Source organism: Arthrobacter sp. 10N43 (assembly GCF_056394525.1).
Map to the genome: position 1 here is coordinate 144,642 of NZ_JBFTIA010000007.1, position 22,613 is coordinate 167,254.

The window sequence follows — 22,613 nt, forward strand, 5'->3', positions numbered from 1 at the left end:
CATGCATCACACTCGCACGAAAAAAATGAAGGGGATCACAATGAAGAATCGGACCAAGATCGGCGGCATCACCGCCGTCGTGGCCGCACTCGCTCTGACTGCCTGCGGCAGCGGTGGCGCCTCCACTACCGCGGAGAGCGCCAAGGCACAGGATGCCTCGGGCGATCTCAGCAAGCTGGTCAGCGTCAACGCCAAGACGGCCGGAGACCTGAAGCAGGGCGGCACGGTGACGCTGCCCCTGGGCAACATCGGACCGGACTTCAACGGCTTCTCCAACGCGGGCAACTCGGCGGACAACACCGAGCTGCACTACCCGATAGACGAGGCCGGCTACGTGGGCTGCTGGAAGCTGGACTTCGACGGCACCGCCAGCCTCAACAAAAACTTCTGCGAAGACTTCAAGAGCGAGGTCAAAGACGGCAAGCAGACCATCACGATCAAGATCAACCCGAAGGCCGCCTACAACGACGGCACTCCGATCAACGCCTCCACGTTCGAGAACACGTGGAAGATGCTCAATGGCCAGAACAAGGACATCGACATCGTCTCGTCCGGCGCGTACGAGTTCATCGACTCCGTCAAGGCCGGCAGCAGCGACAAGGAAGTCGTTGTGACCACCACCCAGCCGGTGTACCCCCTCAGCGACATCTTCGGCGGCTTCATCCCGCAGGCCGTCAACACCCCGGAGCTCTTCAACACCGGCTTCACCGGCGAAATGCACCCCGAGTGGATGGCCGGCCCGTTCAAGGTCGACAAGTACGACTCTGCCGCGAAGACCGTCTCCCTTGTTCCCAACGACAAGTGGTGGGGAGCGAAGCCTGTCCTGGACAAGGTGATCTTCCGCCAGCTGGAGGCAAGCGCCGAGATCGCCGCCTTCAAGAACGGCGAGGTCGACATGGCCGACGGCCGCACGCTGACCAAGTACAAGCAGCTTGAAGGCACCAAGAACGCCGAGGTCCGCCGCGGCCAGCGCCTCTTCGCCGGCGGACTGAACCTCAACGCACTGAAGGCGCCGCTCACCGACGTCGCAGTCCGCAAGGCGATCTTCACCGCCGTCGACCGTCCGGCCATCCGCGCCGTCCGCTTCGGCGGCCTGAACTGGGAGGAGAACAGCTCCGGCTCCATGATGCTGATGCCGTTCTCGAAGTACTACCAGGACAACTACCCGGTCAAGGAAACCGGCGCCGACGCCGCCAAGAAGGTCCTGACCGAGGCCGGCTACACGGCCAACGCCAAGGGCATCATGGAAAAGGACGGCGTTCCGGCGTCGTTCAAGATCACCAACTTCGGTGACGACCCCACCGCCCTCGCCACGGTGCAGACGCTGCAGAAGCAGCTGCAGGCCGCCGGCATGGAGGTCGGCATTGACCAGCGCGGCGACGCCGACTTCGGCAAGGTGGTGGGCAGCCGCGACTTCCAGCTCACCATCAGCGGCTACTCCGTCGGCGCCGACGCCACCGCCGCCGTCAAGCAGTACTACGACTCCAAGACCAACGAGAACGAACTCGGCGATGCCGACCTGGACAAGGCCATCAAGGACCTCGCCTCCATCCAGGACGACGCCCAGCGCAACAAGGCCGCCATGGACGTCGAGAAGAAGCACATGGAGAAGTACTTCTCCATGGGCGTCATCATGAACGGCCCGCAGATCTACTTCGCCCGCACGGGCCTGGCCAACTACGGCGCCGCCCTGTTCCAGACTCCGGACTGGAGTGTCGTCGGCTGGCAGAAGAGCTAGCACTGACAAACCTCAAGCAATAGCAGCAGCACGGCCGCGGCCGGCGCCACCGGAAGCATCCGGGCGGCGCCGGCCACGTTCGCTTAACAGGGTTGTCGCTTAACAGGCTCGTCGCATAGCAGGCCGGCTGCTTAACCAACCCGCCGGGTCCGACCAACACGGCGGTAGCCTAGGCACCATGAGCAACGATTCAGCGACCGACCAAACAAGTGGGCCCATCCGCACCGCCGTCGCCGGGTTCGGCCTCTCCGGCAGCGTCTTCCACGCACCGTTCATCGCCGCAAACCCCGCCTATTCGCTGCGCGCCATCTCCACCTCCGACGCCGGCAGGCAGGCTGCCGCCACGCAAAGCCACCCGGCGGCCCGGATCCTCGACACCCCGGCGGACCTCCTGGAGCTCGCCGGCGAACTGGACCTGCTGGTGCTCGGCACCCCGCCCGCCACGCACTATCCGCTCGCCAAAGCGGCCCTGGAAGCCGGGCTCGACGTCGTGGTGGACAAGCCGTTCGCCGTCCGCAGCGCCGAGGGGCAGGAACTCATTGACCTCGCCGCGCGCCTGGGCCGGGTGCTCACCGTGTTCCAGAACCGGCGCTGGGACGGCGATTACCTCACGGTCCGCGGACTGCTGGACAGCGGCGTCTTCGGCACCGCGGCCCGCTTCGAGTCCCGCTTTGAGCGGTGGTCGCCGGACGTCCCCAAGGCATGGAAGGCCGCTGCCACGGCGGACGACGGCGGCGGCGTGCTGTTTGACCTCGGCACCCACCTGCTGGACCAGGCAGTACAGCTCTTTGGCCCGGCCACGGTCACGCACGCGGAACTGGCAGCCCGGCGCCCCGGAGCCCACGCTGACGACGACGTTTTTGTGGCCCTGCAGCACAGCTCCGGGGTTATCAGCCACCTGTGGATGAACATGCTGTGCGCCCAGCAGGGGCCGCGGTACCGGATCCTGGGCAGCGAGGGCGGCTTCACCAAGCACGGAGTGGACCCGCAGGAGCCCTACATCGTGGCCGGCGGAAGCCCGCTGGACGCCGATTACGGTGTCGAGGATCCGGAGTGGGCCGGGCTGCTGGGACGCGACGGGCACCTGGACCGGCTGCCTACCGAGCGCGGCGCCTACCCGGAGTTTTACCGGATCCTGGCCGCAAAGATCGCCGAAGGCGGCGCCGTCTCGGGGCTGCCAGTCCCGGTCGATCCCGCGGGCCCGGTGGAGGTCCTGCGCCTGATCGAGCAGGCCCGGGAACTGGCCGAACGCGCCTAGCGGGGCTTAAACAGCAATCGGCTGCTCCGTAACTGCCGTTCTGGGGGTCCAAAAGGGCGGTTACGGAGCAGCCGATGCTAACTCCGCAGGGGTTACGCGGAGACCAGTTCGTGCCAGTCGGAGACGAGGGGCAGGTTGTGCGCCTCGGAGACCGAGCGGTGGGCAACCTTGCCGCCGGCGATGTTCAGGCCGGAGGCCAGGGCCGCGTCACGCTCGAACGCGGCCTTGACGCCCAGGTTCGCCAGGGACACGGCGTAGCGCAGGGTGACGTTGGTCAGCGCGTACGTGGAGGTGTTCGGGACGGCACCGGGCATGTTGGCGACGCAGTAGAAGATCGTGTTGTGGACCTTGTACGTCGGTTCCTGGTGCGTGGTGGGGTGGGTGTCCTCGAAGCAGCCGCCCTGGTCCACGGCGATGTCCACCAGCACGGAGCCAGGCTTCATCCGGGACACGAGCTCGTTGGTGACCAGCTTCGGGGCCTTGGCGCCGGGGATGAGGACTGAACCGATGACGAGGTCGGCGTCGACCACGGACTTCTCGATCTCGTAGTTGTTGGACGCGACCGTCTTCAGGCGGCCCTGGTACTGGGCGTCCAGTTCGCGGAGGCGGTTGATGTTGATGTCCAGGATGGTGACGTCCGCGCCCAGGCCCAGGGCCATGGCGGCGGCGTTGGTGCCGGCGACACCGGCGCCCAGGACAACAACCTTGGCCGGGCGGACGCCCGGGACGCCGCCGAGCAGCACACCCTTGCCGCCAGCCGGGGCCATCAGTGAGGTGGCGCCCACCTGCACGGAGAGCCGGCCGGCAACCTCGGACATCGGGGCCAGCAGCGGCAGGGACCGGCCTTCCTGGACGGTCTCGTACGCGATGGCGGTGACGCCGGAGTTGATCAGTTCCTGGGTCAGTTCCGGCTCGGCGGCCAGGTGCAGGTAGGTGAAGAGGATCAGGCCCTTGCGGAAGCGGTGGTATTCGGCCTTGACCGGCTCCTTGACCTTCATCACCATGTCGGCGCGGCCCCAGACGTCGTCGGCTTCGGCGACGATCTCGGCGCCGGCGATCGCGTATTCCTCGTCCGTGATGCCCGAGCCCAGGCCCGCGCCGCGCTCGACGAGGACCACGTGGCCGTGCGTGCGGAATTCGTGGACGCCGGCTGCTGTGATGGCGACGCGGAATTCGTTGTTCTTGATCTCTTTGGGTACACCGATGATCATTTGTTGGCTCCAGTAGTGAAGGCCTCGTGGGCCTGGATGAGCGGGGGATTTCGTACTTCCAGAATAAATCCCGCTGTGAGGCACGCGACAGGAGCCGCCGGCGGGTGCTGCGCGGCTGCCGCATGATTCCGGGGTTTTTCAAATCCGGGGGTAGACATCTGTCGATTGAGCGGGCGTCAGGTGTCGGCTGGTGTCCGTCGCCGGATGTATTCGCAGTGCGGCGGGCCGGGGCAGTAGTCTGGCAGGATGCAGCAGCAGGACGTGGAGCAGCTCGTGGAGCAGGTGGCGCAACGGCTGGGCCGCGGACTCTCCCTCGAGGACCTCGACGGCCTGCTCCTGGCCTACAGCTCCAACCAGTCGCATGCGGACCGCGTCCGGGTGAACTTCCTGCTCAGCAAGCGGGTCCCCGTGGACGTCATCGCCTGGCAGCTCTCCCACGGGATTGCGACGGCGGTCCGGCCGGTCGTCGTGCCGGCCAATGCGGATCTTGGCATGCTGGGCCGCGTGTGCGTGCCCCTGCTGGTGCGGGGCTTCAGGGTGGGGTACCTGTGGGTCCAGCTCGACGCCGAGGAGCCAAGCGCCGCGACCGTCCTCGCCCAGCTGCAGGACGTGGCCCCGGACCTGGAGCAGCTCTCCTTCCTGCTGCTGGATTCCAATACGGCCGAGTCCGAGTTCCGCCGCCGCCGCGAACAGGAATTCCTGGCCGCCTGCGCCGGCGAGGCCAACGCTGTGGCGGCCGTGGCGGGCTGGAAAGAGGTCCAGGGCAAGGGGCCCTGGCAGCTGGTGACCGTCCTGGACGCGGACGGCTGGGCCGGAGGCTCGGACCCCATCGCCGACACGCTCATTCACCGCTCCGCCGCGCTGCAGGCCACCATCGGCGTGGACGCCGCACTCTTCAGCGCTGGCACTGAAACGCATGCGGTGGTGCTCTTCAAGGAATCCACGGGACGTGCGGACCATGCCCAGGTGCTGGTCCATTACCAGCTCGAACTGGCCAAACGCTCCGGGCGGACTGTCCGGCGGATCATCCTGGGCACCAGTGAGGGATTTGCCAGGCCGCGGGAACTCGCCGAGGCCTACCGGCAGTCACGGCGGGCAGCGCAGGCCGCGGCCGTGGATCCGCAGCTGGGCGAACTGGTCGACTGCCACTCCACCGGCGTGTACCAGCTCCTGGCCTCGGCCGGCGGCGGGGCGGGAGCCTGGGCAGACGCGGGATCCGTGTACTTCCGCATCCTCGAGGACCACGACCGCAACCACGAGCTGCTGCCCGTGTTGGAGCTGTTCTATGACAACGACGGTTCGGTCCAGGAGGTCGCCGCCAAACTGCACCTGCACAGGAGCAGCATCTACAACCGGCTCGGCCGGATCCGCCAGCTGCTGGGCGTGGACCCGCTGAAGGGAATGGTGCGGCTGGAACTGCATGCCGCGCTCAAGGCACGGCGCTGGGCGGGCCGGCCCCGGATTTAGGGTTCAGCCCTCGCGCTTGGGGGAGTCGGTGTCGAGGGACAGTCCCGCGCCGGCCTCGGCGGCGGTGTCGGGGGCGGCCCGGCGGACGGCGTCGCGGTGCCGAGAAATCCGGCTGTCCACCCACAATGACACCGCAACGAAAGCGACGCCGCTGGCCAAATAGGTGGCGGTATTGTTCAGGCCCATGGCAGTTCCGAGGATGCCGGCGAGGAGCATCGCGGCGATGCCTGCCATGATGTGCCACCCTCTGAATTTACCCACAAACCAAGCTTAACCCGCGGCATATCAGTGTTTCCGCGCAAGGGAGGGATCGTTGCTTGATCCTTATCACTGCGTCATGAAGCAACTGGTCACTAGTCATTTAGGTCGCTAGTCATTTAGGTCGCTAGTCATTTGCGCCGCCGTCGGTCTGGCTGCCCGGCGACCCGGCGCCCGAACCGTTCTTCTTCTGCGTTTCGAGCCAGGCCATGATGTCGGCCAGCCGGATCCGCCGGTGCGTTCCCCGGTACTCGACCGGAATCTCGCCGCGATCGGTCATATTCCGCAGGTACGTGTGCGAGATCCCCGCAAGCTCCGCGGCCCGGGACGTCGTCAGCATCTCCTCGACGCTGCTGACGGTAACTGCCTCGCCGCGGCTGAAGCGGCCCAGCAGGTCGACGACGGCGTCCCTCGCCGCCGGCGGCAGCCGGTGGACGGTGCCGTCAACGAACACCGTGATGTCATCGCCGCCGTCGAGGGCGTACTTGAGTTTCTGCGCGTCCTCGGCCGGGAGGCCGGCCGTCACCCGGGGAGCTATCAGTGCCATGAGTGCATCCTAGCGGCGGCTACAGCCCCAGATCCTCCAGGACCGGCAGCTTTGCCCGGACCCAGGCCCGGGCATCCGTAGCGCTCGGCGCCGAGAGGGCCAGCTTGGCCAGCTCCTGCGCTTCGGCCAGGGTGACGGTCTTCAGCACGGCGGCGACGGCCGCGATGGATCGCGCCGTCATGGACAGTGTGGTGACACCAAGCCCGGTGAGGACGACGGCGAGGGCCGGATCAGCCGCAGCCTCGCCGCACACACCCACCGGCTTGTTGTGGCCCTCGGCCGCTGAACCTTCCACTGTCAGGCGCACGAGCCGCAGCACGGCCGGCTGCCAAGGGGTGTTCAGGGCGGCCAGCGGGCCGAGCTGGCGGTCGGCGGCCATGGCGTACTGGGTGAGGTCGTTGGTGCCCAGGCTGGCGAAGCCGACTTCGCGGAGGATGGACTCTGCCGTCAGCGCGGCCGAGGGGACCTCCACCATGACGCCGGGGGTCTTGATCCCTGCCGCGGCGCACAGCGACGCGAAACGGGCCGCTTCCTCGGCGGTGGAAATCATCGGTGCCATCACCCAGACGTCGGCCTCGGATGCCTTCTCGGCCTGGGCGATCGCCTGCAGCTGGCGCTCCAGGACGCCGGGCGTGGTGAAGTCAGTCCGGTACCCGCGGACGCCGAGGGCCGGGTTGGGCTCGGTGGCGTCGGTCAGGAACGGCAGCGGCTTGTCCGCACCGGCATCGAGCGTGCGGAGCACCACCTTCTTGCCCGGGAAGGCGTCAAAAACGCCCTGGTACGCGGCGGCCTGTTCCTCCACGGTGGGCTCGGTGTCCCGCTCCAGGAAACAGAACTCGGTCCGGAACAGCCCCACGCCCTGGGCGTTCAGGCCGGCCGCCTTGACGGCGTCCTTGGCGCCGCCGACGTTGGCGAGCAGTGGAACGAGGTGGCCGTCCGCCGTCGTGCCCGTCCCGTCAAAGGCGGCCAGCAGTGACGCCGTGGCGGCCCAGTGGGCTGCGGCCGCGCGCTGGGATTCGTCAGGTTCAGCGGTGATGAGGCCGGCCGCTCCGTCCACGTACACCTCGGTGCCGTCAGCGAGCTCGTCCACTCCGGCAGCGGCCACTACGGCGGGCAGGCCGAGCGAGCGGGCGATGATGGCCGTGTGGGACTGCGGGCCGCCGCCGGCGGTGACCAGGGCAAGGACCTTTTCCGGATCCAGGGTGGCGGTGTCGGCCGGGGCTAGGTCCTCGGCGATGAGGATGAACGGGGTGGCGGACACGGGGATGCCCGGCGCCGGAACCCCACGCAGTTCCGCGACGATCCGGGCCCGGACATCCAGGACGTCCGTGGCACGTTCGGCCATGTAGCCGCCCAGGTTGTGCAGCATTTCGGAGACAGAGGCGCCGGCCTCCCAGATCGCCCGCTGCCCGGAGGTGCCGCGGCCGATCAGTTTGGCGGCGGACTTGAGCAGCATGGTGTCGGTGGCCATGAGCGCCGTGGCCTCCAGGACGGCCTTGCCGTCGCCGGTGACGGTCTCGGAACGGCCCTTGAGTTCGTCGTGGACGGACTTCGCGGCGGCCTTCAGTGCCGCCGTCGCCTCCTCCGCCGTGACGCCGGTGGGAAGCTGCTCTCCGGCGGGCGGTTCGCTGATCGGTTTGGGCATCTGCCGGATGGTGCCGATGATGCGGCCGGGGCTGACGCCTACTCCTGGGAAGTTCTGCACTGAAGGTCCTCATTCTCTGTCGTAGGCCAGTGGCCAGTAAGCCGGTAAGCCAGGCGCCGCCAATGACCGTGCTGGTCATTGCTGACCGCGGCCGACTGCTGCGTCAGCGGGCTGGTCACGGCACCTGGAAAAATTGTATGTGATGCAGTTCATATAGCGTTGCTATAGGTGCTAGGGTAGCGGTTATGAGTATCGATGGCCAGCTACCACCCAAGGCCCGGCTGCTGCGCGCAGCCGCCGAGCTGCTGGCCAACTCGGGCGGATCCGCAGTCTCGACCCGCCAGATCACACAGCTGGCCGGTGTTACCGCACCGACCCTCTACCACCACTTTGGTGACAAGGAAGGGCTGTTCGACGCCGTCGTCGCAGCAGGTTTTGACGAATATGTCGCGGGCGAACGTGACTTCGCGCCCTCTGGCCAACCGCTGGAGGACATCCGGAGGATGTGGGACAACCATGTCCAGTTCGGGCTGAAACAGCCCGAACTGTATCTCGTCATGTTTGGCAATATCCGCCCTGAGAGCCGGCCGGCGATCGTCGCCGATGCCGAGGCCCTCATGGAGGAGATGCTGAACAAGGCGGCTGTCTCCGGGCAGCTCAACGTCCCGCCCAGGGAGGCAGCCAGGTCCATCCTGGCGGCCAACGTGGGCGTGACCCTCATGCTGATCGCGGAAAAGGTGCCAGAGCGGAACCTCGAGCTCTCCACCATGACCCGCGACGCCATGATCTTTGCGGTTTCCACCGAGCAGGCCCGGGACAACGGTTCTGTCGACAACGGAAAATCCTCAGTGGTTGTGGCGGCCATCGCATTGAACGCAGCACTCCAGGCGTCCCACTCGGACCAGCTTTCCAGCTCGGAACTGAAGCTCTTCCTCGAATGGCTCCACCGGATCTCCAACAGCTCCACCAGCTAGCTCGGCGAAATTATCGGACCATCCTGCAAAGCAGCGGGAACGACGGTTAGGAATTCACATGGCAACAGAGACAGTTGCGAAACCACGCACCAGCGCGCGGGTACACGTCCAGAAGTTCGGGACGTTCCTGTCCGGCATGATCATGCCCAACATCGGCGCCTTCATCGCCTGGGGCTTCATCACAGCGCTCTTCATCCCGGCGGGCTTCTTCCCCAACTCGGAGCTCGGCAAGCTGGTCGGTCCGATGATCACGTACCTGCTCCCGCTGCTGATCGGCTACACCGGCGGCCGCATGGTCTACGGCGTTCGCGGCGGCGTGGTCGGCGCGGTGGCCACCATGGGCGTGATTGTCGGTACGGACATCCCCATGTTCATCGGCGCCATGATCCTGGGCCCGCTCACGGCCTGGCTCATGATGAAAGCGGACAAGATCTGGGAAGGCCGCGTCAAGCCCGGCTTCGAGATGCTGATCGACAACTTCTCGGCCGGCATCCTGGCCGCCATCATGGCAGTTGTCGGCATGCTGATAGTCGGTCCCGTGGTGAAGGCCTTCAGCAACGGTGCCAGCGCCGTCGTCGAATTCCTGGTCGCGAACGGCCTGCTGCCCTTTACCAGCATCTTCATCGAGCCCGCCAAAGTCCTGTTCCTGAACAACGCCGTCAACCACGGCATCCTCACCCCCCTGGGCACGCAGCAAGCGCTCGAGCAGGGCAAGTCCATCCTGTTCCTGCTCGAAGCCAACCCCGGCCCCGGCTTCGGCATCCTGCTCGCCTACTCGTTCTTCGGCAAGGGCCTGGCCAAGGCGTCCGCTCCGGGCGCGGCTGTGATCCAGTTCGTCGGCGGCATCCACGAGATCTACTTCCCGTACGTCCTGATGAAGCCGATGATGATCTTCGCGGCAATCGGCGGCGGCATGACCGGCATCTTCACCCTGGTGGTCACCGGCGCCGGACTCCGGTCCCCCGCGGCCCCGGGCAGCATCATCGCGGTCTACGCCTCCACCGCACGCGACAGCTACGTCGGCGTGACGCTCTCCGTGCTGTTCGCCACCACGGTGTCCTTCCTGATTGGATCGGTGATCCTGAAGGCCAGCAAGGCGCCCGCGGAAGATGACCTGGACCAGGCCACCCACAAGATGGAGGCCCTGAAGGGCAAGAAGAGCTCGGTTTCCGCGGCCCTGCTCGGTGAGGGCGTGGGCGCCAGCGGCGTCGCCGTCCTCGCGACCCCGATCACGAACATCGTCTTTGCGTGCGACGCCGGTATGGGTTCCAGCGCGATGGGCGCCTCCGTGCTCCGCAACAAGATCAAGGCCGCCGGCTTCCCGGAGGTCAAGGTCACCAACTCCGCAATCGCCAACCTCAGCGACACCTACGACGTCGTCATCACCCACCAGGACCTGACCGAGCGGGCCAAGCCCGCCACGGCCAGCGCCGTGCATGTCTCCGTCGACAACTTCATGAACAGCCCGCGCTATGACGAGATCGTGGAGCTGGTCAAGGCCAGCAACACGGAGGCAGACGGCACGGACGCTGCAGCGGCCCCGGCCGCGGCGGGCGCCGCCGCCGGTGCAACCGCCGTCGGCACCCCGGAGGCCTCTGCCGAGGCTCCCGAGGACGCCGAGGAAGGCCCTGCAGGCATCCTGGTGGCCGAAAGCGTCGTCCTCAACGGCACCGCCACCACGCGCGACGCCGCGATCGACGAGGCCGGGCAGCTCCTACTGGACCGCGGCGCCGTCGACTCCGGCTACGTGGACGCCATGCACGAACGCGAGGAATCCGTCTCCACATACATGGGCAGCTTCCTGGCCATCCCGCACGGCACCAACGCCGCGAAGGACCACATCATGAAGTCCGCGGTGTCCGTGATCCGCTACCCCAACGGCATCGACTGGAACGGCAAGGAAGTGAAGTTCGTGGTCGGCGTGGCCGGCGTCAACAACGAGCACCTCCACATCCTGTCCTCGATCGCCAAGGTCTTCACCAACAAGGCGCAGGTGGCCCAGCTCGAGGCGGCCACCACCGTCGACGAAGTCCTGGCCCTGTTCGGAAAGGTCAACTCCTAGTGAAGGCCGTGCATTTCGGAGCCGGAAACATCGGCCGCGGCTTCGTGGGGCTCCTGCTGCACGACGCCGGGTATGAGGTGGTGTTCGCCGACGTCGCAGACGCCCTCATCACCCAGCTGGCCGCGGCGGACAGCTACCAGGTCCACGAGGTGGGCGACCACCCCGCCGTCCGCACTGTCGAGAACTTCCGTGCGCTGAACTCCGGCACGCAGGAAGCCGCCGTCGTCACGGAGATCGCGACGGCGGACATCGTGACCACCGCCGTCGGGCCGCACATCCTGAAGTTCGTGGCGCCCCTGATCGCCAAGGGGATCGCCGCCCGCGCCGCCGGGCTGGCGCCGCTGCAGGTGATGGCGTGCGAGAACGCGATCAACGCGACCGACATCCTGAAGGCCGAGGTGGCCGCCCAGTGGGATCCGGCCGCCGGATCCCTGGACGCCGCCGCCGTGTTCGCCAATACGGCCGTGGACCGGATTGTGCCCAACCAGGAGCCCGGCCAGGGCCTGGATGTCACCGTGGAGACGTTCTATGAGTGGGTGATCGACCGTACCCCGTTCGCCGGGAAGGAGCCGGTGATCCCGGGCGCGACCTTCGTGGACGATCTGGGGCCGTACATCGAACGGAAGCTGTTCACCGTCAACACCGGCCACGCTGCCGCGGCGTACTTCGGTTTCGAGGCAGGCCTCGGCAAGATTTCCGAGGCCATGGCCGACCAGGACGTCGCCGCCGACGTGCGCTCCGTCCTGGACGAAACCAAGGAACTCCTGGTGGCCAAGCACGGCTTCAACCGCGGGGATCAGGAGGCGTACGTGGAGAAGATCCTGGGCCGCTTCTCCAACCCGCACCTGCCGGACACCGTCACCCGGGTGGGACGCGCCCCGCTGCGCAAGCTCAGCCGGAACGAGCGTTTCATCGGTCCCGCTGCCGAGCTGGCCGAACGCGGTATTGTCCCCGAGGCGCTGCTCGGGGCGATTGCCGCGGCCCTGCGCTTCAATGATCCGGCGGACGCGGAGGCCGTGGAGCTGGCGAAAATCCTCTCCGCGTCCACGCCGGACCAGGCCACGGAGAAGATCACCGGCCTGGCGCCGGACCATCCGCTCTTCGCCGCCGTCGCCTCCCTCGTTGAGGAAGCCAAAACGGTGGTCTGATCAACGCCCTAGCTGGGCCGACGCCGGAACTCACAGGAGTTCCGGCGTCGGCGTATTTAAGCCCCCCCGCAGAGGAGCGCCCACCGTCACCCCCGTTGCGCTATCAGCTAGGGCTGCCATTTGCCGGTTTTGGCAACCAAGAGTGAGAGGGCAACCCGTGCCCTTGACCATTAGGTAGCCTAACTGTTAGGCTACCTAACTATGAGCGCCAATGATCCGGTTGACCCCGGCCTCCTCGCCCTCGCCCAGGACTTCCGCGAGGCTCTCCGCCACAGCATCTACCTCGTCCGCCGCCTCGACGCAGACGGCGAACTCAGCGCCGCCCAGCTCAGCACGCTCAAGATGCTGATCGACACCGGGCCGGCCGCGGCCGGCAGTACTTCCCCCGGCGGCGTGCGCGTGGGCGAAATCGCCCGGAATCTCGGCGTCAAGGTACCCAGCGCCACCGAGCAGATCATCAAGCTCGAGCGCGCTGGCCTCGCCCGCCGGGAACCGGATCCCGAGGACTCCCGCGCCGTACGGGTGACCCTGACGGAAGCCGGCCTCGCCGCCGTCGCCTCCGCCAATGAGCGCCGCAACGCCGTCATGGCCGGCGTCCTCTCGTCCCTCTCGGACGATGACCGCGCCGCCCTCGCCGCTGCCCTGCCGGTCATTGGCCGGATCAACGCGACGCTCCAGGCCTGATCTTCACACTTCATTCCCAATCCCCTAGGAGTACCCCCATGCACGGCCAGCCCGCCGACACCCTGCCGGCAGCCGAAGTTACCCTCGAGGCCGAGAAGGCCTCGCTACTCAAACAGCCCAAGGCGGTGTGGGCGACGGCACTCGCGGCCGTCTTCGCCTTCATGGGCATCGGCCTGGTGGATCCCATCCTGCCGGCGATCGCCAAGAACCTGGATGCCTCCCGGAGCCAGGTATCGCTGCTCTTCACGAGCTATTTCCTGGTGACCGCCGTCGCCATGCTGATCACCGGCTACGTCTCCTCCCGCATCGGCGGGAAGCGGACTCTGCTGATCGGACTGGCCGTGATTGTTGTGTTCGCCTCGCTGTCCGGCACGTCGGGCAGCGTGGCTGAGCTGATCGGCTTCCGCGCCGGCTGGGGACTGGGCAACGCCCTGTTCGTGGCCACCGCGCTGGCCGTCATAGTCGGCGTCGCAAGCGGCGGTGCCGGAACCGCGATCATCCTGTACGAGGCCGCCCTCGGCCTGGGCATCTCCCTCGGCCCGCTCCTGGGTGCGCTGCTTGGCGGCTGGCAGTGGCGCGCCCCGTTCTTCGGCACCGCCGTGCTGATGGCCTCGGCGTTCATCGCGCTCATTGCCCTGCTGCCCAAGACCCCGCTGCCCGAGCGGAAAGTCCGGCTCCGGGACCCGCTGCTGGCCCTGGGGCACAAGGGGCTCAGGACGACGGCGGCCAGCGGCCTGTTCTACAACTACGGCTTCTTCACTGTCCTAGCCTTCACGCCCTTCATCCTCGGCATGGACGCCTACGGGATCGGCGGGGTGTTCTTCGGCTGGGGCGTCGCCGTGGCTCTCTTCTCGGTATTTGTTGCCCCCGTGCTGCAGAACCGCTTCGGCGCCGTCCGGGTGCTCACCGGCACCCTGTTCGTGCTGATGCTGGACCTTCTGGGGCTGGGCCTGGCCGCCGGGCACTCGGTGCCAGCCGTCGTGGTCCTCGTAGTCATTTCCGGGGCGCTCCTGGGCGTCAACAACACCATCTACACCGAGCTGGCCATGGGCGTTTCCGATTCGCCGCGGCCGGTGGCTTCCGCCGGCTACAACTTCGTGCGTTGGATGGGCGGCGCCCTGGCACCCTTTGCCGCCGCGCAGCTGGGCGAACACTTCGGCCCGCAGGTCCCCTTCTTCGCCGGCGCACTGGCCATGGTGGTCGCAATCGCCGTGGTGTTCGGCGGACGCCGCTACCTGGCCGCGCACGAGCCGCACGTGGTCTAGCAGCCGAGGCAACAGAAACGCCCATGTTCCGCAGAACATGGGCKTTTTTGTTGCCACTTCCAGGCGCCGGGTCAGGCTTTGAGGGAATCCTTGGCCGAATCCTTCGCAGAGCCCTTGGGCACGAACAGTGTTTCGGCCTGTTCCAGGGACATGCCGTTGGTCTCCGGCACCTTGAACATCACGAAGAAGAACGACGCCGCCGCGAACAGCGCGTACATGGCGTACGTCAGGGGCAGCGAGGCGGCGGCCATGACGGGGAAGCTCAGGGTGATGGCGAAGTTGGCGATCCACTGTGCCGCCGCGGCCAGGCCCAGGGCACGGGCACGGATGCGGGACGGGAAAATCTCGCCCAGCAGCACCCACACCAGCGGGCCCCACGAGGCGCCGAAGCTGATGACAAAAACGTTGGCGGCAACCAGCGCGGCCGGACCCCACGCGCCGGGAAGGGAGATCGCATCGCCCGAGCCGGTGGCGGAGCCGAAGGCAACGGCCATGGTGCCGAGCGAGAGGGCCATGCCGATCGAACCCGCCAGCATGATGGGACGGCGGCCGATCCGGTCCACCAGGGCGATCGCCACGAGCGTCACCAGGATGTTGGTGATGGCGGTGGCCACGGAGATGGTGAGCGAATCCTTTTCCTGGAAGCCCACGGCCTTCCACAGGGTGGTGGAGTAGTAGAAGATCACGTTGATGCCGACGAACTGCTGCAGCACGGAGAGGATGATGCCGATCCAGACCACCGGCTGCAGGCCCAGGGCCTTGCCGCGCAGGGAGCCCTTCTGGCCGGCGAGCTTGTCCTCGTCGATGGCCTTCTTGATGTCGCGCAGATGCCGGTCCGAGTCCTCGTTCGGGGCGATCGACTTGAAGACCTTGAGGGCCTCCTCGTTCTTGCCCTGGAAGACCAAGAACCGCGGTGACTCGGGCAGTGTGAAGGCGATCCAGCCGTAGACCACCGCGGGGACGGCGGCGGCCATGAACATCCAGCGCCACGCTTCCAGGCCGAACCAGAGGGCCTGGTCAGCCCCGCCTGCCGAATTCGCGAACAGGGCGTCGGAGAGGAGGGCGGCGAAGATGCCGGTGGTGATCGCCAGCTGCTGCAGCGAGGCCAGGCGGCCCCGGACGTGGCGCGGGGAGATCTCGGAAATGTAGGCCGGCGCGATCACCGAGGCCAGGCCGATGCCGAGCCCGCCCACCAGACGCCAGAAGATCAGGTCCCAGACGCCGAACGCGAATCCGGTGCCGATGGCGCTGACCAGGAACAGCAGCGCACCCAGCTTCATGGCCGGGATGCGGCCGTAGCGGTCGGCGACCTTGCCGGCCAGGTAGGCGCCGGCCGCGCAGCCCAGGAGCGCCACGGCGACGGCGAAGCCGGTCACGGCCTCGCTGAGGGCGAATTCGTCCTTGATCGCGTCGACGGCGCCGTTGACGACGGAGGAGTCAAAGCCGAAGAGGAAGCCGCCGACGGCGCCCGCCACGGCCAGCCAAATGACCCGTTTGGGGATCTTGGCGGCGGTCTGGTCTTGGGTGATGGTCATACGGCTCCCTTGGCAGTTCGCGGTCCACGGCCTCGGCCGCAACTACCCAGTCTTACACCCGGCCCGGCGTGCGGCGAATCACAGGCCTCGGAAAGTGAGACTAAACACGCACACTGCTCCGGCCATCAACTGTGCCTGCGAAAGTGCCTGCAACACTGCCTGCCCGGCCGGGATCCGCAGGCGTCACGCAGGGCAGCCTTTCGGCGTCGGACGCCCTCCCCAACCCCGGTTTTGCGGGAGACGACAACGGCAGGCAGTCCAAAAGACTGCCTGCCGTGACGTGGGCCTGCCGGTGTTCGGGACCGCCCTAGTGGGCGGCGGCCGCGACTGCCTCTTTGGCAGCTGCCTTCGGGTCCGTGAGTTTCTTGTTCGGCAGGGCGAAGGTGATCAGGAAGGCGATGCCCGTGAGTACGGCAGCCGTGAGCATGACGGCGTCGATCGACTGCGCGAAGCCCTCAGTGATGGGGCGGGTCAGCGTCTGGTTGGCCGTGTGCAGCCAGCTGGTGTCGTTCAGGGAATCGTTGCTTGCCCCGTTCTTGAAGAACTCGTAGAGCTTGGCATTGGCGGGGTCGGCCGCGACGGCCGGGTCCTTGAGCACCTTGAGGTAGTCCGCATTCTGCGCGGCGTCCTTCATGCCCGTGGCGATCTTGTCCGCCGCGAGGCTGAACAGCATCGAGATGAACACGGCGGTTCCGACAGCACCGCCCATCGAGCGGAAGAACGCGGCGGAGGACGTGCCCACGCCCATGTCCTTGGACGGAACGGAGACCTGCATGGCCAGCGTCAGCGGCTGCATGCAGAAGCCCAGGCCCAGGCCGAAGAACACGGCAATGACGCCCGGCACCCAGAGCGGCGTGTCGACGCCGAGGGACAGGCCCATCACGACGGCGGCGGCGGTCAGGACCGCCGTGCCGAGGATCGGGAAGATCCGGTAGGTGCCCGATGCGGAGATGGTCCGGCCGGCCGTGATGGATCCGGTGAGGATGCCCACGGTGAAGGTGATCATCATGAGGCCGGCCTCGGTGGGCGTCAGGCCCTTGACCAGCTGCAGGTACATGGGCAGCATCGCGATGGCGCCGAACATGCCGATGCCGATGATGAAGTTCAGCAGCGAGGACAGCCCGAAGGTGATGTTCTGGAACAGCCGGAGCGGGATCAGGGCGTAGTCGCCGGCGCGCCGCTCGGCCAGCAGGAACGCGATGATGCCCACAACGCCCAGGCCGTAGCAGAGGTAGGAGTTGGTGGAGCTCCAGCCCCAGCTGCGGCCCTGTTCGGCGACGAGCAGGAGCGGCACGATCGCCAGGGTGATGGCGGCGGCGCCCCAGTAGTCGATCTTCTGCTTCACGTGCTTCGCCGGCAGGTGCAGGTACATGAACACCACCGCCAGGGCCGCGAGGCCGATCGGGATGTTGATGAGGAAGACCCAGCGCCAGCCGTCGATGCCGAGAATGGTCTCGGTGCCGGCGAAGGCGCCGCCGACCACCGGGCCCAGGACAGAGGAGATGCCGAAGACGGACATGAAGTAGCCCTGGTACTTGGCCCGGTCCTTGAGCGCCACGATGTCGCCGATGATGGTCAGGGCGAGGGCCAGGAGGCCGCCGGCGCCCATGCCCTGGATGCCGCGGGCAACGGCGAGCTCGGTCATGGAGTGGACCGAGCCGGCGTAGAGCGAGCCGGCGAGGAAGATCAGGATGGCGATGAGGTACAGCGGGCGGCGTCCGAAGATGTCGCTGAGCTTGCCGTAGAGCGGCGTGCTCACCGTCGAGGTAATGAGGTAGGCGGTGGTGGCCCAGGCCTGCAGGGAAAGGCCGTCGAGGTCGTTGGCGATCGTGTAGATCGAGGTGGACACGATCGTCTGGTCCAGCGAGGACAGGAACATGCCGAGCATGAGCCCCACCATGACGGTGACGGTCTGACGGTGGGTCAGGACCTCTCCCGCGGCGCGCACGGAGGTGGTTTTGGACATGACTGCTCCAAGGTGAAGTGTGGGAATTAAGCGGATAGTTGCTTTCAGTAACTATGTTACTGGCTCAAATGTTCCCGCCACTACATCCCGGCGAAAAATGTCCTCAGCGTTCGACCAGGATTCCGTCCGGATCGCACCAGATCATCGCGCCGGGGCGGATGGCCACGCCGTCGATCTCCAGCGGCACATCGATTCCCCCGGCGCCTTCCTTGGCGCTCTTGCGCGGGTTGCTGCCCAGCGCCTTGACCCCGAGCGGCAGCCCCGCGATCGCGATCCGGTCCCGGATGGCGCCGTTGATGACGACGCCGGCCCAGCCGTTCGCGACGGCACTCGCCGCGATCAGGTCCCCCATCAGCGCCGTGCGCAGGGAGCCGGCGCCGTCGACCACCAGCACGGAGCCGTTGCCGGGAGTGGCCAGCACGGACTTGACCAGAGCGTTGTCCTCGAAGCACCGGATGGTCCGGACCGGCCCGCGAAAGTGGCTGTGTCCGCCCAGGGACTGGAACTGCAGGGACACGGAGTCCAGCTCCCCGCCGCGCTCATCGTAAAGGTCGGCAGTATTGACGGCGGAAGCGTTCACGGGTTCTCCTCGGATGCAGGGGTGGGCGGCGTGTTCATACCGAGACTCGCACATAGCGAACAGATCTGCCGAGTCCCGATAGTCTGGCTCCGCACTGATACATCTGCCTGATCATCAGTTCCAGGGGGGACCATGAGCATGTCCGATACCACCGCGCCGGCACTCGCCGAACCCGAACGCCGCGTCCGGCCCGTCTGGACCGCGGGGGTGGTGCTGGTCAATGTCGGCATCAACGCGGCGTTCTTCGGCCCGATCCAGGTGCTCCTCGGCCAGCAGGCGGCGGCCTTCAGCGAACCGGACAAGGAAGCCATCCTGGCCCTCGTGACGGGTGCGGGCGCGGCCGTGTCCCTTGTCGCGAACCCCCTCTTCGGCGCCTTCAGCGACCGGACCACCTCACGCCGGGGCCGGCGGGTTCCGTGGGTGCTCTTCGGCGCCGTCCTGGGCGCGGCGGCACTCATCGCGCTGGCGGGCGCCCCGAGCATCGCCGCCATGACGCTGCTGTGGTGCCTCGTCCAGGCAGGCTGCAACGGCGCGTACGCGGCCATCACCGCGGCCATCCCGGACCGGGTTCCTGTCCCGCAGCGCGGCACTGTGGGTGGACTGGCTGCCATGGGCCAGACGGCAGGAATCCTGGCAGGGGCGGTGATCGCCGCCGCCGTCGCCGGAAACTTCGCCGCGGGGTACTTTGTCTGCGCGGCGGCGCTGCTTGCCGGCGTCGTGCTCTATTTCTTCAAGAACGACGACGTTCCGCTGCCTGCGCAGGCCCGCCCGCCGTTCAGCCTGGCCGGCTTCCTGCGGGGCTTTTGGATTTCCCCGGCCCGCTACCCGGACTTTGCCTGGGCCTGGCTGACGCGACTGCTGGTGAACATCGGCAACCACATGGTCACCCTTTACCTGCTGTTCTTCCTCAACGACGCCGTCCGGCTCCGCGACACCGAAGGGATAGAGCCCGCGCTGGGGGTTCTGATCCTGACGGGCCTTTATGCGGTCATGGTGATTCTCACCAGCGTGGTCGGCGGCCGGCTGAGCGACCGGATGGGCCGCCGGAAGCCGCTGGTCATCATCTCCTCGGCCGTGATCGCCGTGGCCTCCCTCATTCTTGCGTTTGCGCCCACCTGGCCGGGCGCGCTGATCGGCGCCTCGGTGCTGGGCATCGGCTTTGGCTGCTACCTGGCGGTGGACTTCGCCCTCATCACCCAGGTCCTGCCCACGGCCCTGGACCGCGGCAAGGACCTGGGCGTCATCAACGTCGCCAACTCACTGCCGCAAGTGCTCGCCCCGCTGATCGCGTACCCCTTTGTAGCCTTCTGGGGCGGCTATGTTGCGCTGTATGTGGCGGCCGCCGTGATCGGGCTTCTCGGTGCCGTGTTCGTGGTGAAGATCAAGGGCGTGGACTGAGCCGGCCGCGGCCGGCTCCTGGGGCCGCTGGGGCCCTGCCCGACGGGCCGAATGCCCGGTTTCGTGGCGTATAGTGGACGGCAATTGCCGCGGCAGCGCGGTGGGCGGATGGCGCCCGGCTGCCGAGAAAAACGACTCCCGGAACGCTGCTGATGCCTGACTTTCACTCAGATCTTCCACCGATGGCCCCTCCCCCCACTCTGCCCCGGCAACGGCTCCGTTACATTCGGATCCTCGACGTCGCCGCCGGGTTTGCCCGCAAGGGCCTGGACTCCGTGGTCCTGTCCGAGGTGGCGGCCAAGGCGGATGTGCCCCTGGGGACGCTGTACCGCTACTTTCCCTCCTCCACCCAGCTGGTCCTGGCGCTGTACCGCAAGCAACTGGGCGAACTGCTCGCAGGAAGCTCGGCGGAGGGAAAGGTTGCCACCCAGGCCCTGGCGGGAGTGGTGATGGAGATCTTCCACATGCGCCTGATGCAGCCCGCCGTGGAGCAGTGCCTCAACCGGGCGGTCTACGTCAAGGACACCGACACCACCCGGCTGCTCCGCGAAATCGATGCGACCGCCGAGAAAGCCGTGGCAGCCGCGTGCGGCGACGCCGCCGTGGCCCGGGTCCTGCTGTTGACGGTCACGGGGCTGGTCCAGGCCGTACGCTGCCGAAGGCTGTCCCTCTTCGAAGCGGAGGAGGACCTCAAGAAGGCCTGCTCACTGCTCCAGCGCGCCCAGCAGGCCGCGTAACCGGTCTAGACCAGCGGCCCCGAAAAACGTCTTCCTCGTGTGATACGGGTCACTTGATACGATGCGTAAACGTTTAACCATCGTGCGATAGCGCCCCGACCCGACGTAACCGGGGGAGCGCCCTGTTTAGGATTGCTGGACCGGATCCGGCTGACGCCAGCAATTCCGGGGGCTGCCCTACCACCACCACTGGTTGCGATGCCCCCGACAGACCAACTTGAGCACCCCTGTGCTTGAGCTTCATGAGCCGTGCGCCCACGGTGAATCCCAGGAGACAAAGACGTGTCCACTGAAACGATCATTCCCGCCGATTCCACTTCCCCGGCCGAGACGGTAACCGTGCTCAGCGACGAGGAAATCTTCGCATCCCACGAGGGCGGCAAGCTGTCGATTTCCAGCACCGTCTCGCTCGCCAGCAAGCGCGACCTCTCCATCGCCTACACGCCCGGCGTCGCCCAGGTCAGCCGCGCCATCCATGCCAACCCCGAGCTCGCCAAGACGCTCACGTGGGCCCAGCGCCTGGTGGTGGTCGTCAGCGACGGCACGGCCGTGCTGGGCCTGGGCAATATTGGCGCCAGCGCCTCGCTGCCCGTGATGGAGGGCAAGTCCGCGCTCTTCAAGGCCTTCGGCGAACTCGACTCCATCCCGTTGGTCCTCAACACCACCGACGTCGACGAAATCGTCGAGACCCTTGTCCGGCTGCGCCCGAGCTTCGGCGCCGTCAACCTCGAGGACATCGCCGCACCGCGCTGCTTCGAACTCGAGGAAAAGCTCATCGAGGCACTGGACTGCCCGGTCATGCACGATGACCAGCACGGAACCGCCGTCGTGGTCCTCGCCGCCCTGACCAACGCCGCCAAGGTGACCGGCCGGACGCTCGACAGCCTGCGCGTGGTGGTTTCCGGCGCCGGCGCGGCCGGAATCGCCGTCGCCGAAATCCTGCTGACCGCCGGGATCGGCGACGTCGTCCTCCTGGACTCCCGCGGCGCGATCAGCGCCGACCGTGCGGACATCGCCGCCGATCCGGCGAGCAAGAAGGCCGAACTCGCCGCCCGCAGCAACCCGCGCGGCGTAACCGGCGGCCCGGGAGAGGCACTGCTGGGCGCCGACGTGTTCGTCGGGGTCTCCTCCGCCAAGCTGGACGAGGAACACCTGAAGCTGATGAACCACAGCTCGATCGTGTTCGCCCTGTCCAACCCGGACCCGGAAGTCCTGCCGGAGGTCGCGAGCAAGTACGCGGCCGTCGTCGCCACCGGGCGCAGCGACTTCCCGAACCAGATCAACAACGTCCTCGCCTTCCCCGGCATCTTCCGCGGAGCCCTCGACGCCGGCGCCCGCCGGATCACGCCGGCCATGAAGCTCGCCGCGGCCCGGGCCATCGCCGAACTGGCCGAGGACGACCTCACCGCCGACTACATCGTGCCCAGCCCGCTTGACCCCCGCGTGGCGCCTGCCGTCTCCGCAGCAGTCGCCGCGGCGGTGGAAGCCGAGTAAACCCGCGCAACGCCGCGCTCAAACGGCGACGGCGGCCCTGCCTGCTGTGGATCTAACTGTGCAGGGCCGCCGTCGCCTGCCTGGTTGGGGAGCGCCGCGGAGCGCCGGGCCGGGCCTCGCCGCCTAGACTTGGCCCATGAACCCCGAGATTGCCGTGACTGTGCTCTGCGGCCTTGCCATCCTGGTGGGCGTGGCCGGGACCATCATCCCCGTGCTGCCCGGTGGCATCCTGATCGGGCTGAGCCTGCTCGCCTGGGCGCTGTGGGGCGGCGCCGGAACCACCGGCTGGGTGGTCTTCGGGATCGGGCTGGTGTTCGTCCTGGCCGGCATGGCCGCCGGTGCCGTCCTGACCGGCCGGAAACTCAAGGAACACAGCATCCCGAGCCGTTCGGTGGTGGTGGGCCTGGTGCTGGGCGTGGCTGGCATGTTCATCATCCCCGTGGTGGGGCTCTTCGTGGGGTTCGCGGCCGGGCTCCTGCTCAGCGAGCTGCTGCGCACACGGGCGTTCGGAACGGCGGTGGCCTCGAGCTGGGCGGCGCTGAAGGCCACCGGCCTGGGCATGATCGTGGAATTCGGCCTCGCGTGCCTCGCCGCGAGCACTTGGGTGATCGGGCTCTGGGTGGCTTCGGCAGCCTAGCAGCGGCCC

At 67.3% G+C, this 22,613-nt stretch carries 19 protein-coding genes; 12 read left to right on the top strand and 7 right to left on the bottom strand.

The genetic code is table 11. The annotated features are described in order from the left end of the window. The first annotated feature begins 40 nt into the window (after positions 1-40). On the top strand, positions 41-1,738 hold the full coding sequence (locus tag AC1DDO_RS15485; RefSeq protein ID WP_476867437.1) for an ABC transporter family substrate-binding protein: 1,698 nt from the start codon (positions 41-43) through the stop codon (positions 1,736-1,738). Positions 1,739-1,916: 178 nt separating this feature from the next. Continuing rightward, the gene (locus AC1DDO_RS15490) at positions 1,917-2,996 is read left to right on the top strand and encodes a Gfo/Idh/MocA family protein (protein ID WP_476867438.1); all 1,080 of its coding nucleotides are present in this window, start codon (positions 1,917-1,919) and stop codon (positions 2,994-2,996) included. Between the two features lie 92 nt (positions 2,997-3,088). On the opposite strand, the gene ald is transcribed toward AC1DDO_RS15490, so the two are convergent. Next, on the bottom strand, positions 3,089-4,207 hold the full coding sequence (gene ald, locus AC1DDO_RS15495; RefSeq protein ID WP_476867439.1) for an alanine dehydrogenase: 1,119 nt from the start codon (positions 4,205-4,207) through the stop codon (positions 3,089-3,091). 246 nt (positions 4,208-4,453) lie between these two features. On the opposite strand from ald, the gene AC1DDO_RS15500 reads away from it, so the two are divergent. Continuing rightward, positions 4,454-5,674 carry a PucR family transcriptional regulator gene (locus tag AC1DDO_RS15500; protein ID WP_476867440.1) on the top strand — a complete coding sequence of 407 codons (1,221 nt, stop codon included), beginning with the start codon at positions 4,454-4,456 and terminating at the stop codon, positions 5,672-5,674. Positions 5,675-5,677: 3 nt separating this feature from the next. Here the strand turns inward: AC1DDO_RS15500 and AC1DDO_RS15505 are convergent, their stop codons facing one another. The 3 genes from AC1DDO_RS15505 to ptsP all read right to left on the bottom strand — a co-directional run bounded on the left by AC1DDO_RS15505 (position 5,678) and on the right by ptsP (position 8,184). Beyond that, positions 5,678-5,935 (bottom strand): hypothetical protein, encoded by a 258-nt coding sequence (locus tag AC1DDO_RS15505; protein WP_476867441.1) that lies wholly within the window; start codon positions 5,933-5,935, stop codon positions 5,678-5,680. Positions 5,936-6,059: 124 nt separating this feature from the next. After that, positions 6,060-6,479 carry a helix-turn-helix domain-containing protein gene (locus AC1DDO_RS15510; protein ID WP_476867442.1) on the bottom strand — a complete coding sequence of 140 codons (420 nt, stop codon included), beginning with the start codon at positions 6,477-6,479 and terminating at the stop codon, positions 6,060-6,062. Between the two features lie 19 nt (positions 6,480-6,498). Continuing rightward, a complete protein-coding gene (gene ptsP, locus AC1DDO_RS15515; protein WP_476867443.1) occupies positions 6,499-8,184 on the bottom strand; it encodes a phosphoenolpyruvate--protein phosphotransferase in 1,686 nt (561 codons plus the stop codon). Positions 8,185-8,369: 185 nt separating this feature from the next. On the opposite strand from ptsP, the gene AC1DDO_RS15520 reads away from it, so the two are divergent. The 5 genes from AC1DDO_RS15520 (at position 8,370) to AC1DDO_RS15540 (ending at position 14,257) form a co-directional block, all read left to right on the top strand. Then, the gene (locus AC1DDO_RS15520; protein WP_476867444.1) at positions 8,370-9,098 is read left to right on the top strand and encodes a TetR/AcrR family transcriptional regulator; all 729 of its coding nucleotides are present in this window, start codon (positions 8,370-8,372) and stop codon (positions 9,096-9,098) included. Between the two features lie 58 nt (positions 9,099-9,156). After that, entirely contained in the window at positions 9,157-11,160 is a 2,004-nt protein-coding gene (locus tag AC1DDO_RS15525; protein WP_476867445.1) for a PTS mannitol transporter subunit IICBA, read from the top strand. After that, positions 11,160-12,308, top strand: a complete 1,149-nt coding sequence (locus tag AC1DDO_RS15530; RefSeq protein WP_476972205.1) for a mannitol-1-phosphate 5-dehydrogenase — start codon at positions 11,160-11,162, stop codon at positions 12,306-12,308. The genes AC1DDO_RS15525 and AC1DDO_RS15530 overlap by 1 nt, the downstream gene beginning before the upstream one ends. A gap of 201 nt (positions 12,309-12,509) precedes the next feature. Beyond that, entirely contained in the window at positions 12,510-12,992 is a 483-nt protein-coding gene (locus tag AC1DDO_RS15535; protein WP_476972206.1) for a MarR family winged helix-turn-helix transcriptional regulator, read from the top strand. Between the two features lie 38 nt (positions 12,993-13,030). After that, complete coding sequence (locus AC1DDO_RS15540) at positions 13,031-14,257, top strand: MFS transporter (protein WP_476867448.1); 1,227 nt, start codon at positions 13,031-13,033, stop codon at positions 14,255-14,257. Positions 14,258-14,328: 71 nt separating this feature from the next. On the opposite strand, the gene AC1DDO_RS15545 is transcribed toward AC1DDO_RS15540, so the two are convergent. The 3 genes from AC1DDO_RS15545 to rraA form a co-directional block, all read right to left on the bottom strand. Beyond that, complete coding sequence (locus AC1DDO_RS15545) at positions 14,329-15,792, bottom strand: sugar porter family MFS transporter (RefSeq protein WP_476867449.1); 1,464 nt, start codon at positions 15,790-15,792, stop codon at positions 14,329-14,331. Positions 15,793-16,099: 307 nt separating this feature from the next. Beyond that, positions 16,100-17,758, bottom strand: coding sequence for an MDR family MFS transporter (locus tag AC1DDO_RS15550; protein ID WP_476867450.1), 1,659 nt, complete (start codon positions 17,756-17,758; stop codon positions 16,100-16,102). A gap of 103 nt (positions 17,759-17,861) precedes the next feature. Then, complete coding sequence (rraA, locus tag AC1DDO_RS15555; RefSeq protein ID WP_476867451.1) at positions 17,862-18,392, bottom strand: ribonuclease E activity regulator RraA; 531 nt, start codon at positions 18,390-18,392, stop codon at positions 17,862-17,864. A gap of 78 nt (positions 18,393-18,470) precedes the next feature. On the opposite strand from rraA, the gene AC1DDO_RS15560 reads away from it, so the two are divergent. The 4 genes from AC1DDO_RS15560 (at position 18,471) to AC1DDO_RS15575 (ending at position 22,604) form a co-directional block, all read left to right on the top strand. After that, positions 18,471-19,736: an MFS transporter gene (locus AC1DDO_RS15560; protein ID WP_476867452.1), complete on the top strand. Its 1,266-nt coding sequence runs from the start codon at positions 18,471-18,473 to the stop codon at positions 19,734-19,736. A gap of 182 nt (positions 19,737-19,918) precedes the next feature. Continuing rightward, positions 19,919-20,473, top strand: a complete 555-nt coding sequence (locus AC1DDO_RS15565) for a TetR/AcrR family transcriptional regulator (protein ID WP_476867453.1) — start codon at positions 19,919-19,921, stop codon at positions 20,471-20,473. A 282-nt stretch (positions 20,474-20,755) separates the two neighbouring features. Further along, complete coding sequence (locus AC1DDO_RS15570; protein WP_476867454.1) at positions 20,756-21,967, top strand: NAD(P)-dependent malic enzyme; 1,212 nt, start codon at positions 20,756-20,758, stop codon at positions 21,965-21,967. Positions 21,968-22,103: 136 nt separating this feature from the next. Further along, positions 22,104-22,604, top strand: coding sequence for a DUF456 domain-containing protein (locus tag AC1DDO_RS15575; protein ID WP_476867455.1), 501 nt, complete (start codon positions 22,104-22,106; stop codon positions 22,602-22,604). Positions 22,605-22,613: the final 9 nt, after the last annotated feature.